12 protein-coding genes are annotated in these 12657 nt (G+C 52.7%); all 12 read left to right on the top strand.

Going from position 1 to position 12657, the window contains the following annotated elements; all coding sequences use genetic code 11:
- Window positions 1-20: 20 nt before the first annotated feature.
- On the top strand, window positions 21-1145 hold the full coding sequence (locus FFI95_RS10645; RefSeq protein WP_144822366.1) for a glycosyltransferase: 1125 nt from the start codon (window positions 21-23) through the stop codon (window positions 1143-1145).
- A 304-nt stretch (window positions 1146-1449) separates the two neighbouring features.
- Window positions 1450-2625 carry a hypothetical protein gene (locus FFI95_RS10640; RefSeq protein WP_144822365.1) on the top strand — a complete coding sequence of 392 codons (1176 nt, stop codon included), beginning with the start codon at window positions 1450-1452 and terminating at the stop codon, window positions 2623-2625.
- 92 nt (window positions 2626-2717) lie between these two features.
- On the top strand, window positions 2718-3980 hold the full coding sequence (gene tviB / locus FFI95_RS10635) for a Vi polysaccharide biosynthesis UDP-N-acetylglucosamine C-6 dehydrogenase TviB (RefSeq protein WP_144822364.1): 1263 nt from the start codon (window positions 2718-2720) through the stop codon (window positions 3978-3980).
- 48 nt (window positions 3981-4028) lie between these two features.
- Window positions 4029-5051, top strand: coding sequence for an NAD-dependent epimerase/dehydratase family protein (locus tag FFI95_RS10630; protein WP_144822363.1), 1023 nt, complete (start codon window positions 4029-4031; stop codon window positions 5049-5051).
- Between the two features lie 7 nt (window positions 5052-5058).
- Complete coding sequence (locus tag FFI95_RS10625) at window positions 5059-6201, top strand: glycosyltransferase family 4 protein (RefSeq protein ID WP_144822362.1); 1143 nt, start codon at window positions 5059-5061, stop codon at window positions 6199-6201.
- Between the two features lie 15 nt (window positions 6202-6216).
- Entirely contained in the window at window positions 6217-7164 is a 948-nt protein-coding gene (locus FFI95_RS10620; protein WP_144822361.1) for a UDP-glucose 4-epimerase family protein, read from the top strand.
- Window positions 7161-7718 (top strand): sugar transferase, encoded by a 558-nt coding sequence (locus FFI95_RS10615; RefSeq protein WP_144822466.1) that lies wholly within the window; start codon window positions 7161-7163, stop codon window positions 7716-7718. Before FFI95_RS10620 ends, FFI95_RS10615 begins: the two co-directional genes overlap by 4 nt.
- Before the next feature lie 12 nt (window positions 7719-7730).
- A complete protein-coding gene (locus tag FFI95_RS10610) occupies window positions 7731-8897 on the top strand; it encodes a nucleotide sugar dehydrogenase (protein WP_144822360.1) in 1167 nt (388 codons plus the stop codon).
- A gap of 14 nt (window positions 8898-8911) precedes the next feature.
- The gene (locus tag FFI95_RS15485) at window positions 8912-9796 is read left to right on the top strand and encodes a glucose-6-phosphate isomerase (protein ID WP_246069478.1); all 885 of its coding nucleotides are present in this window, start codon (window positions 8912-8914) and stop codon (window positions 9794-9796) included.
- A complete protein-coding gene (locus FFI95_RS10600; RefSeq protein WP_246069477.1) occupies window positions 9688-10281 on the top strand; it encodes a UTP--glucose-1-phosphate uridylyltransferase in 594 nt (197 codons plus the stop codon). Before FFI95_RS15485 ends, FFI95_RS10600 begins: the two co-directional genes overlap by 109 nt.
- Before the next feature lie 55 nt (window positions 10282-10336).
- Window positions 10337-11362 (top strand): DUF2235 domain-containing protein, encoded by a 1026-nt coding sequence (locus FFI95_RS10595; RefSeq protein WP_144822358.1) that lies wholly within the window; start codon window positions 10337-10339, stop codon window positions 11360-11362.
- Window positions 11363-11429: 67 nt separating this feature from the next.
- Window positions 11430-12596, top strand: coding sequence for a nucleotide sugar dehydrogenase (locus FFI95_RS10590; protein ID WP_144822357.1), 1167 nt, complete (start codon window positions 11430-11432; stop codon window positions 12594-12596).
- Window positions 12597-12657 lie beyond the last annotated feature (61 nt).

Below are 12657 nucleotides of genomic sequence, written 5' to 3'. Positions count from 1 at the left end.
AGATGGGCGCTAGTTATTGTATGAAAAAAAAAGTGTTGCATGTGATCACTGGCTTGAACCAAGGTGGAGCTGAGCGGCAACTAGCTAACTTAGTCACGCGGATGCCAGATGAATCAGTGGTATTCTCATTGCTTAAGCCAGGGGTGATGGCAGATGAGCTAAAAGAGGCAGGTGTTCATCTGTACCATGGCGGTGTGACTCGAAGCTTCTCTCCGGCTTGGCTTGCCGCGTTGCGAATAGCGATAAAAACTGAGCGTCCTGATATTGTTGTGGGTTGGATGTATCATGGAAATGTTGCCGCATCACTCTCAGCTCTGTTAGGTCATAAAGGCCCAATATTGTGGAATGTTCGCCATTCGGTTCATGATATTGCGCGTGAAAAAACAACTACTCGACTGGCTATAAAGGCAGGAAAACTATTAGCGAAAACGCCTGCTCGTGTTATTTATAACAGCGAGGTGGCAGCAACTCAGCATGAGTTGCTTGGGTATCCTCGAAGCAAGCGGGTAGTCTTGCCGAATGGGTTTGACCTGGCGCGTTTCCGTGTTGATGATGAAACCCGTTGCCATTGGCGATCCAAACTAGGTCTTAGTTCAGATGCCTTACTATTAGGTGTTGTTGGGCGATCACACCCTATGAAAAACCACATTGGATGGCTCGAAGCGTTTTATGAAGTTGTTCGAGAAAAACCGTCCGCGCATTGTGTAATGATTGGCTCAGGCGTAGCCGAGAATAATGGCTCAGTAGCTAGTGCGGTGCGTGAGCTAGGGCTGTCGTCGAACGTAACACTACTTCGACCTACGGCTACACCGGAAACTTTATACCCTGCATTTGATCTCCTTGTCATGCCCTCTCTGTGGGGGGAAGGTTTTCCAAACGTCGTGGGAGAAGCGATGGCTTGCGGCGTTCCAGCGCTAGTCACTAACGTTGGTGACGCGGCTCTGGTAGTAGGCAATACGGGGTTTGTGGTTGATGGGGATTCTCCCGGCGCACTGGCCAAAAGGACTGTTTTAGCTCTTGATCTCGGGCAGTCAGGGCTGAAAGAGCTTGGTGGGCGTGCGCATGAGCGAATGCATGAGTGCTTCAGTTTAAACTCCGTAGTCCAGCGTTATCGTGATATTTTTGAATCCACTATAAAATGTTAGAGATGAAGGTTTGGATAGACAAATATGGCCGTTCATCTTGAGTACTGGCGTAGAGGTAACCATTTGCTCGTTAAATCTGTTCGAAAAAGCCTAGTCCCTCGTCGGCCCTTCAGCGACTAAGGCCAGCCCTACACTGTCTGATGGAAACTGCCAAGGCTAACAGCCGGGTTTGTCAAGGTATTTGGAACCATTGGCTTTTATCCACTATTTTCGAAAGCGAAGAGTCACGCAGATACTCTCGAAACTTGAAACACAGTTGTCCTGTAAAGCGCATTCGGCAGCTTAAGCAGTTGGAGCTAGTGAAATGACAGATCTTAATTGGGTGATGTCGGCAGGTTTTCTAGGCATGCGATTCTACGACTTGCCTAATTTCTTTATCTGTGCATTATGTGTTCTTCTTGGCTGCAAGCTCTTTCGAGTTAGGCTCGCAGTTCAGTTAGTACTGATGTTGCATTGCCTCATACCTTTTTTCTTGAACGATTTTCTTTTCCCCACCAGTTATATGTCTGATCAGTTTAAGTATTGGCGGCAATTCAATGCAATTCGCGCCGGTGATCTGTCGGTGGTAGATGCTTGGGCAGCCGGTGGAAATGTAGAGCAGGCCGCAGCATTGTTGTCATTCGTGCCTATGCCGCTGGCAGTCTCGCCTATTAGCCTAGGTTTTTTTAATACCTTTCTATGGATAGCCCTTTTTTTCTGGTTATATAAGAAGCAAGTTTTTACTCCAGTATCTATGTGGTTTTTCTTGCTTTACCCCAGCATGGCTCTATACACAGGTCTTTCGCTACGTGATACCTTTATTTTTGTATTTATGGTAATGGCCGTTCAGTTTGGCAGAGAAGGACGGTGGTTGCCTATGTTTTTGGTTTTTGTTCCTTTGTATGCGATAAAGTTCCAAAACTTTTTCATTTTGATGCCCGTTCTGCTGATTTATGTGTTGCTTGATATCCGCTCTAAGGGTGTAACAGTGTGGCGAGGAATTCTCACTGTGATCATTAGTTTGGTTGGTCTGGTGGCTGTATCACCGATAGCGTTGCCATTGGTGAACCATTTTCGTGCAGCCATGTTTAGGGAGGATGGTGGTGTCACAGACCAGCTCGAACTGATTGAGGGACCTGGGGAGTTTGTGAAAGAGGGAATGATTAGTGGATTTTATTTCTTATTAAAGCCTCTTCCTTGGGAGTCTCAAGGTTTCTTGCAGCTTATTCAGTCGGTAGAAAATTTGGCAGTGGTTGGTTTCCTAGCATTAATTGCTCGATCTGCATGGCATCGGGTACCAAAGCAGCTGGTTTTCTGGCTTTTATTTATGATTTTCGCGCTGTCTATATACGGTCTGGTGGTATTCAATTATGGAACGTCTGCGCGTTATCGCTATCCATTCATTGTTATTTTCGTGCTGTTCGTGTGCGCGGATTGCCATGTTCGGTCAATCTTTAAACCTTTTGCACCACCTCGTTGGCGTGTCAGGCGTGCTGGGTAAACATCAGGCATAGTAATCGTAACTTTAATGATACGAAGTTGTGAATTAAAGAAAGCATTGCAACGTTGATGCGCTGGTTCAGGGAGAATTAAATGAAAAAAATTGCTGTTATAGGCCTCGGCTACGTAGGCCTTCCACTCGCTGTAGCCTTTGGTGAAAAACGCCCCGTTGTCGGTTTTGATATCAGCACCAAACGTATTACCGAGCTGAGAAAGAGTGAGGACTATACACGTGAGGTGTCTACTGAGGAGCTGGCCGCTGCTTCCCAGCTTTCGTTCACCGACTCGTTGGGCGACATCGCAGGTTGCACAATATTTATCGTCACCGTGCCAACACCCATTGATGACTATAAAACGCCGGACCTTACTCCGTTGGTGAAGGCAAGTGAGAGTTTGGGCGAGGTTCTTAAATCTGGGGATATCGTGATTTATGAATCTACGGTATACCCTGGCGCAACCGAAGAAGTGTGTATGCCTGTACTAGAGCGTGTGTCGGGCTTGAAGTTTAATGAAGACTTCTTTGTTGGTTACAGTCCGGAACGGATTAACCCGGGTGATAAGGAACACCGGGTAACCACAATCGCTAAGGTCACCTCAGGCTCTACTCCCGCAATTGCCGAGGAAGTGGACTCCCTATACGCGGATATCATCACCGCCGGTACCCACAAAGCAAGCTCCATCAAGGTCGCGGAAGCTGCAAAGGTAATTGAAAATACCCAGCGGGACCTGAATATTGCGCTGATGAACGAGCTGGCCATGATCTTCGCCAAGTTGGGTATTGATACCCATGAAGTGCTGGCAGCCGCTGGAACAAAATGGAACTTCCTACCGTTCAAGCCTGGTCTTGTAGGCGGCCACTGCATTGGGGTAGACCCGTACTATCTCACACACAAAGCCCAAGCCATTGGCTACCACCCGGAAGTCATATTGGCGGGCCGCCGTACGAATGATGGCATGGGTCCCTACGTGGCTTCTGAACTGGTAAAAGCCATGATCAAAACGGGCCACACCATCGCTAATGCACGGGTGCTGGTAATGGGCTTCACCTTCAAAGAAAACTGCCCGGATTTGCGCAATACCCGTGTGATTGATGTGGTGAAAGAATTGGAAGAATTTGGCTGTCAGGTGGACGTAACTGACTGCTGGGCAGATAACGCCGAGGCGGAGCATGAATACGGCATCAGCTTGACCGATAAGCCGGCGCAGGGTAGCTACAGCGGCGTGATTATGGCGGTGCCGCACCGCGAGTACGCAGAAATGAGTGCCAGTGATATTCGGGGTTATCTGACGGCAGAGGGTGTGCTGTATGACCTGAAAGGCATCTTGCCGTTGGGTGAGGCGGATTGTCGCCTTTAAGGTGCAGCTCCGAAGCGATTCAATTACAGGTTAATTTCACGAGGCACTATGACGGCTTATCAAAATCTACTCGAAACTCTCAGGCAAAACCCCAAAACCTGGCTCGTAACTGGCGTGGCAGGTTTTATCGGGTCGAATTTGCTGGAACACTTGCTGAAGTTGGATCAGCAAGTGGTTGGGCTGGATAATTTTGCAACTGGCCACCAGCACAACCTGGACGAGGTTCAAAACCTCGTCACGCCTGAGCAGTGGAATCGTTTCCAGTTTGTTGAAGGCGATATCTGCAACCAGACTGACTGCGAGAAAGCCTGTGAGGGGGTGGATTATGTTCTTCACCAGGCGGCGTTGGGCTCTGTGCCACGCTCTATAAAAGACCCGGTTACCACGAATGCCGCTAACATTACGGGCTTTCTCAACATGCTGGTTGCGGCACGGGATGCTGGCGTTCAAAGCTTTACTTATGCGGCCAGCAGCTCGACTTATGGTGACCACCCCGCATTGCCGAAGGTGGAGGAAAATATTGGTAAGCCACTTTCGCCCTACGCTGTCACCAAATACGTGAATGAGCTGTACGCGGATGTATTCGCCAAAACTTATGGCTTTAACACCATCGGCCTGCGCTATTTTAACGTGTTTGGCAAACGTCAGGACCCAAATGGTGCCTATGCCGCTGTCATCCCGAAATGGACCGCCTCGATGATTTCGGGTGATGACGTATTTATCAACGGCGATGGTGAAACCAGCCGGGATTTCTGTTTTGTAGAAAATGCTGTGCAGGCCAACTTGCTGTCAGCCACGGCATCCGCTGAAGCCAAAGATGAGGTCTACAACGTGGCCGTGGGCGACCGCACCACACTGAACGACCTTTTCCATGCCCTGCAGTCGGCACTGGCTGAAAACGGCAAGCCGTATGAGAAATCACCGGTGTATCGTGATTTCCGGGCAGGGGATGTAAGGCACTCTCAGGCAGATATTAGTAAGGCGGCTGATAAACTCGGGTACGCGCCGGAGTTTCGGATTATGGACGGGATTGCTAAGGCTATGCCTTGGTATATCCAGAATGTAGGGTAACAACGGATTGGCTGGCTCCAAGAAAAAGATACTTTTTGTTGTTAATGCCCCCGAGTTCTTTCTCTCGCACAGATTGCAATTAGCCGTTGCTGCAAAGAAGGCGGGTTATGAAGTGCACATTGCTTCAGCCCATGGGGCAGCAGTTAGTCAGATTGAAGCGGAAGGCTTTCACCACCATGTTGTGAGTTTCGCCCGAAGTGGGCAAAACCCGATTGTGGAGTTGAGAACACTGGTTAGCCTTGAGAAGCTTTTTCGACAGATTAAGCCGGATCTTGCGCACCTGATTACGATAAAGCCCGTTTTATACGGTGGGTTGGCAGCTCGTTTGTCAAAGGTGCCTGGAGTGGTTTCTGCTGTATCGGGACTGGGGACGGTCTTCCTTGCGGAGTCGCCGCTTGGGAAAGCGCGTCGTTGGCTGATAGGCAAGTTATACACAGCGGCGTTTCAACAAAAGAGTCTGGCAGTCATTTTTCAGAATCCGGACGACAGAGATACGTTGCTGTCTATAGGTGCACTGTCCGAGCAGAATGCCCGCATGATTCGCGGGTCGGGCGTGTCTCTTCACGAATATCCCTATCTGCCAGAGCCTGAAGGAAAAATTGTCGTTGTCATGGCAGCGCGGCTGTTACGAGATAAAGGGGTGTTTGAGTTTGTAGAGGCTGCCCGCGAGTTAAGACATCGTGGTGTTGCTGTTGATATGAAACTGATTGGCTCTTCGGACCCAGGTAACGTGAGCAGTGTTACTCAAGCAGAGCTTGATGCATGGGAAGAGGAGGGAGCCGTAGAGCTGTTAGGATTCCGTTCGGATATAGCGGAACAATATGCCTCAGCGAATATAGTATGTCTGCCTTCTTACCGTGAAGGCTTGCCAAAAGGCCTTGTAGAAGCTGCTGCCTGTGGGCGTGCGGTTGTAACAACCGATGTGCCAGGTTGCCGTGACGCAATTACTCCTGGCGAAACCGGTTTACTGGTGCCTGTGAAGGATTCAATCGCTTTGGCTGATGCTATTCAAACTCTTGTGGAGCAGCCAGAGCTCCGAAAAAAAATGGGTGCGGCCGGCAGAGTCTTGGCTGAGGAAGAGTTCGCCATTGAGAAAATTGTCGACCAGCACTTGCAGATTTACAGAGGAGTTTTAGGTGAACGAGGATAAAAGGCGTTGGACCCTGTGAACGTTTTGCTGACAGGTGCCACCGGGTTTGTTGGTAAACGCCTTGCTCGTCAGGTTGATGAGCAAGGCGATTTTAAATTGACGTGTGCCGTTCGACGGTTGGATAGTGCGGTTTGTGGCAATGAGGTTGTTGTCAAAGAATTGAGTGAGGAAACTGATTGGTGTGAGGCTTTGGCTGGGCAAACTACTGTTGTTCATATCGCCGCCCGCGCCCATATCATGAAAGATGAATTGCCAGACCCGTTGGCGGAGTACCGCAAAGTTAACGTAGAAGGCACGCTTAATCTTGCCCGCCAGGCTGCGAAAGCGGGACTGTCTCGTTTTATCTATATCAGCTCAATCAAGGTTAACGGTGAACAGACTTCCTTGGGCAAACCCTTTACTGCTGAGGATGTGCCGGCACCTGAAGATCCCTATGGTGTTTCCAAGCTGGAGGCTGAGACTGGCCTGCATGAGATTGCTTCTGAAACCGGGATGGAGGTTGTCATCATTCGCCCGCCTCTGGTGTATGGGCCAGGTGTAAAGGGCAACTTCGCGAGTATGATCAAGTTAGTTGAGAAAGGGTTGCCGCTGCCCCTGGGCGCCATTCACAACAAGCGTTCACTCGTGGCTTTGGACAACCTGGTTGATTTAATCATTACGTGCATTGATCACCCCGCTGCGGCGAACCAGGTATTCCTTGCCGGTGATGGCCAGGATGTTTCCACCACTGAATTACTTAGGGGCGTCGGCCGGGCCATGGGTAAGCCTGCCCGGCTGATTCCCGTGCCTGCAGGTATGCTGACGTTCGGTGCCGGTTTGTTGGGTAAGAAAGCCGTTGCCCAGCGTTTGCTGGGTTCATTGCAGGTGGATATTTCCAAGGCGCGTAATCTATTGGGCTGGGAGCCGCCACTGTCGGTGGAGGACGGGCTTCGGCGTTGTTTTGTTTCGGAGAATGAATGTTGATTCGGTTATTTGATTTTTTCTTTTCGTTGTTTGGTTTGCTGTTCGGCTTCCCGGTGCTGTTGGTTCTGGTGGTTATTGGCTTTTTCGATACCGGCTCTCCGGTTTTTCGACAGGAGCGGGTAGGGCGCAACAAAAAGCCGTTCACTCTGGTGAAGTTCCGCACCATGAAAAAAGACACCGCCTCTGTCGCCAGCCACCTGGCCAGTGCCAGTGCGATTACGCCTTTCGGGCACTTTCTTCGCCGTACCAAGCTGGATGAGTTGCCGCAGTTGTGGAATGTGCTGAAAGGCGAAATGAGCCTGGTGGGGCCCCGGCCTTGTTTGTTCAATCAGGAAGAGCTTATTGCCGAGCGTGAGCAGCGTGGTGTGTTGGCTGCCCGGCCAGGTATTACCGGGTTGGCGCAGGTGAATGATATCGATATGTCTACACCTGTGTTGCTGGCGGAGACGGACCAGAAGATGCTGGAGAACCTGACAGTGGGCGCTTACTTTAAGTACATTTTTATGACTGTGGCTGGCCAGGGTGCTGGGGATCGCGTACCAGGGAAAGATTAATAGGAGTATTAGATGAAAATCGCTATCGCCGGTACCGGCTATGTAGGCCTGTCTAACGCCATGCTGCTGGCCCAGCATAACGAAGTGGTTGCTCTGGATATTGATCCGGAGAAAGTCGAGCTGCTGAACAACCGCAAGAGCCCGATTATTGATGCGGAAATTTCCGACTTTCTGGCCAATAAAGAGCTGAACTTCACCGCCACGCTGGATAAAGAACAGGCGTATCAGGGCGCGGATTTTGTCGTGATTGCCACGCCGACGGATTACGACCCGCAGACCAACTACTTCAACACGAAAACCGTGGAGTCGGTGATTCAGGATGTGATGGCCATTAACCCGGGCGCGGTGATGGTGATTAAATCCACGGTGCCGGTGGGCTATACCAAAGAGCTGTGTGAGCGCTTCGAAACCAACAACATCATCTTCTCGCCGGAGTTTCTGCGTGAAGGTAAAGCCCTGCACGACAACCTTTACCCGTCGCGCATTATTGTGGGTGAGCGTTCGGAGCGCGCTGAGGTGTTCGCCAACCTGTTGAAACAGGGGGCGGTGAAGGAAGATGCGCCGGTGCTGTTCACCGACAGCACGGAGGCCGAGGCCATCAAACTGTTTTCCAACACTTACCTCGCCATGCGCGTGGCCTACTTCAACGAGCTGGACACCTACGCGGCCCGGCACGGCCTGAACAGCCGGCAGATTATCGACGGCGTAGGCCTGGACCCGCGCATCGGCGATCACTACAACAATCCGTCATTCGGCTACGGCGGCTACTGCCTGCCCAAAGACACCAAGCAACTGCTGGCCAACTACGAAGAAGTGCCCAATAACCTGATCAAAGCCATTGTGGATGCCAACCGCACCCGCAAGGACTTCATCGCCGATGACATCCTGGCTCGCAAACCGCAGGTAGTGGGCGTATACCGCCTGGTGATGAAATCCGGCTCCGACAACTTCCGCGCCTCGGCCATTCAGGGGGTGATGAAACGCCTGAAAGCAAAAGGGATCGAGGTCATCGTCTATGAGCCGGAACTGCACGAAGACGAGTTTTTCCACTCTCGTGTGACGCGCGACCTGGAGGCTTTCAAGCAGGAAGCGGATGTGATTGTGGCCAATCGCCGGAGCGAGAACCTGAAAGACGTGAGTGAGAAAGTGTACACCCGCGATTTGTTTGGAAGCGATTAAGGCCCGGCCAGATCATGATTCAACAGCAAAAGGATTCGCGGGAAGGTAAACAAGGCCTCATGGACGTCCTCCACCAACACGCCAACAGTCTGAGGCAGACGTCTTTAAATGCGTTGTTGTGCGGTGAGGGTAGTCAGGCGCGCGCCAAGGCCCTGCAGTTTAGTTTCCACTCACTTCAGGTGGATTTCAGCAAACAGCGGCTAACGGAAAACTCCCTCGACTTGCTCACGCAATGGGCCGAGAGTATCGGCCTGGAACAAACGCGAGACGCGTTGTTTGCCGGTGAGCCCGTCAACGTGTCTGAAAACCGAGCGGCGCTGCACATGGCCGCTCGCTGGCCTTCGGATGCTGCCGCGCCTGAGGGCATGGCCCCGACGGTGTCGCTTTGCGGGCAACAGCGTGAAAAGCTGGCTGAGTTGGTTCGCCAGGTGCATTCCGGCCAGTGGCGTGGTGTAACCGGTGAGGCGTTTACCGATGTCGTGCACATTGGCGTCGGCGGTTCGGACCTCGGCCCCAAGTTGGTCAGCGAAGTGTTGGGCGACACCCAGGGCCAGCGGTTTGTGCGGGCGCATTATGTGTCCACCATGGACGGCGCTCAGCTGTTGCCGCTGATGCAATCGCTGAACCCGGCCACCACGCTGGTGGTGCTGGCCTCCAAATCCTTCACCACGGCCGATACCCGTTTTAACGTGCGCACCGCGTTGGCCTGGTTGTGTGAGGGCTTGGGTGTGGATGCCAGTACCGTGTGCCAGCACCAGTTATTGGGCGTGTCTGCCCGGCGGATGTCACGTTGTTGCACGTACGCCAGGGCGAAGCCAAGGGCCTGGGCCACGCCATCAGCTGCGCCCGCCCGGCGGTGGGTAACGAGCCCTTTGCCGTGGTGTTGCCGGATGTGTTGATTGATGATTACGAGTCCGATCTGTCCCGCGACAACCTGGCGGCCATGGTTAAACGCTTCGACGAGTCCGGCGCCAGCCAGGTGTTGGTCGAGCCCGTGCCCATGGAGAAGGTCTCCAGCTATGGGGTGGTGGACACCAACGGCTCGGAGCTCCAAGCCGGCCACTCGGCGGCCATGCAGGCGATTGTGGAAAAGCCGCCGGTAAATGAGGCGCCTTCCAATTTGTCTGTGGTGGGCCGCTATGTGCTGTCCAACCGTATCTGGGATTTGCTGGAGAAAACCCCGCCGGGCGCCGGTAACGAGATTCAGCTGACGGATACTATCGGCATGCTGATGGACGACGAGCCGGTGGAGGCGTTCCACATTCAGGGGCGCTCGCACGATTGTGGGAACAAGCAGGGGTATATGCAGACGTTTGTGACCTACGGCCGCCGGCATCCTGAGCTGGGTGGGGCGTTTACGGAGTTTTTGAGTGATTTGAAGTAAAGAGCTTTCGCGGGCAAAAGTATTTTGTATCAACTCCAAGGAATAGGAGCCGAAAATGAAAAACATCATCATCTGTTCAGACGGCACCTGGCAATCGCCGGAATCGGATTCGGCCACCCATGTATTGCGGCTGGCCCGCAGTATTGCCCCTGAAACCCCCACAGGCCACAAGCAGGTTGTGTTTTATGACTGGGGTGTAGGCTCGGAAGGTGACAGGCTCTCCGGTGGCATTACCGGTAAGGGGCTGGATAAGAACATTCAGGATTGTTATCGCTTTTTGGTTCATAACTACGAGCCAGGCGATGCCTTGTACTTGTTTGGTTTTAGCCGTGGCGCTTACACTGTGCGCTCGCTGGCAGGGCTGGTTCGTAACTGTGGCATTCTCCGGGGAGAGCATGCCGATAAAATTGCTGAGGCCTACGCTCTTTACCGCAACCGCAGGCGAACCTCAGCGCCGGGGCAGGGCAAGGCGGCCGCGTTTCGGGAGGCCTACGCGGTAGCCGATGTTACCCGCATTCATTTCATTGGTGTGTTTGATACCGTGGGCGCACTGGGTATTCCCGCGCCGTTTTTGGGAACATTAGGCACAGACCGCTACCTGTTTCACGATACCGAGCCCAGCAGCATTATTAACCATGCCCGCCATGCGGTGGCGATTGATGAGAAACGCCAGGATTTTGAACCAACGCTGTGGTCTGCCAAAGCCGGAGTGGATGTGCAGCAGGTGTGGTTTGCCGGCGTGCATACTGATATTGGCGGCGGCTATCCGGACCATTCGCTGGGGGACCTGGCCGGTGTGTGGATGGCCGATGAAGCCGACTTGCACGGCCTGGCGCTGGAGCCGTATTTGTTGCAGCGTTTTAATCCCGATTATGCGGGGCGTATGCATAATGAGTACAAGGGCTTTTACCGGGCCATGGGGCGCAAGCATGTACGTACGGTAGAGCCACTGCTGCATGCAAGCGTTAAGCAGCGCTGGGAAGATGAAACCGTAAAGTACAAAAGCCCGGGCTTGGCAGACTTGGTTAAGCGCGTGGGTTGGGAGGGCGTAACGTTAGTTGAGAGGGGGCTACGAGAGTAAAGCTTTGGGGGCCACTAAATCAGTAGCTCTATCAATAAGCAGGCACACAGAACCAACAGGATAAACCATGAAAATCACCATCGCCGGCACCGGCTACGTGGGCCTTTCCAACGCAGTGTTACTGGCCCAGCACAATGAAGTGGTTGCTCTGGATATTGATTCAGAGAAGGTTGAGCTTCTTAACAAGCGCCAGAGCCCGATTCTGGACCCGGATATCTCCGACTTTCTGGCCAATAAAGACCTCAATTTTAACGCCACGCTCGATAAAGAACAGGCCTACGTTGGGGCGGATTATGTGGTGATTGCCACCCCCACGGATTACGACCCCAAAACCAACTATTTTGATACCAGCACGGTGGAGTCTGTGGTTCAGGATGTGATGGCCATTAACCCCGGCGCGGTGATGGTGATTAAATCCACGGTGCCCGTGGGGTATACCAAAGAGCTGTGCGAGCGTTTTGAAACCAACAATATTATTTTCTCGCCGGAGTTTTTGCGTGAGGGGAAAGCGCTGCACGATAACCTGCATCCGTCGCGGATTATTGTGGGCGAGCGCTCGGAACGGGCTGAGGTGTTTGCCGGGCTGCTGAAGCAGGGTGCGGTGCGCGAAGATGTGCCTGTGTTGTTCACCGACAGCACCGAAGCCGAAGCCATCAAACTGTTCTCCAACACCTACCTGGCCATGCGTGTGGCCTACTTCAACGAACTGGACACCTACGCCGCCCGCAACGGCCTGAACACCCGCCAGATTATCGACGGCGTGGGCCTGGACCCGCGTATTGGCGATCACTACAACAACCCCTCGTTCGGCTACGGTGGCTACTGTCTGCCCAAAGACACCAAACAGCTGCTGGCCAACTACGAAGAAGTTCCCAACAACCTCATCCGCGCCATTGTCGATGCTAACCGCACCCGCAAAGACTTCATTGCCGATGACATCCTCACCCGCAAACCGCAGGTGGTGGGTGTGTACCGCCTGGTGATGAAATCCGGCTCCGACAACTTCCGCGCCTCGGCCATTCAGGGCATTATGAAGCGCATCAAAGCCAAGGGCATAGAGGTGATTGTGTATGAGCCCGAGCTGGAGGAGGACACCTTCTTCCACTCCCGGGTGATTCGCGATCTGGAGGCGTTTAAACAGGAAGCGGATGTGATTATCGCCAACCGCCGGAGTGAGGTGCTGGCGGATGTGGATGAGAAGGTTTATACAAGGGATCTTTTTGGGAGTGATTAATACCCCCTCTCCCTGGCCCTCTCCCGCGGGGGGAGAGGGAAGGTTTTCCTCTAGCGTGAGA

The organism is Marinobacter piscis (assembly GCF_007671655.1).
Taxonomy (GTDB): domain Bacteria; phylum Pseudomonadota; class Gammaproteobacteria; order Pseudomonadales; family Oleiphilaceae; genus Marinobacter; species Marinobacter piscensis.
This window is presented reverse-complemented; position numbering and strand designations above follow the sequence as displayed.

What these genes read in the sequence shown, in the direction of transcription:
- FFI95_RS10645 (WP_144822366.1), top strand. Translation starts at nt 21, where the DNA reads ATGAAAAAAAAAGTGTTGCATGTGATCACTGGCTTGAACCAAGGTGGA.
- FFI95_RS10640 (WP_144822365.1), top strand. Translation starts at nt 1,450, where the DNA reads ATGACAGATCTTAATTGGGTGATGTCGGCAGGTTTTCTAGGCATGCGA.
- tviB (WP_144822364.1), top strand. Translation starts at nt 2,718, where the DNA reads ATGAAAAAAATTGCTGTTATAGGCCTCGGCTACGTAGGCCTTCCACTC.
- FFI95_RS10630 (WP_144822363.1), top strand. Translation starts at nt 4,029, where the DNA reads ATGACGGCTTATCAAAATCTACTCGAAACTCTCAGGCAAAACCCCAAA.
- FFI95_RS10610 (WP_144822360.1), top strand. Translation starts at nt 7,731, where the DNA reads ATGAAAATCGCTATCGCCGGTACCGGCTATGTAGGCCTGTCTAACGCC.
- FFI95_RS15485 (WP_246069478.1), top strand. Translation starts at nt 8,912, where the DNA reads ATGATTCAACAGCAAAAGGATTCGCGGGAAGGTAAACAAGGCCTCATG.
- FFI95_RS10595 (WP_144822358.1), top strand. Translation starts at nt 10,337, where the DNA reads ATGAAAAACATCATCATCTGTTCAGACGGCACCTGGCAATCGCCGGAA.
- FFI95_RS10590 (WP_144822357.1), top strand. Translation starts at nt 11,430, where the DNA reads ATGAAAATCACCATCGCCGGCACCGGCTACGTGGGCCTTTCCAACGCA.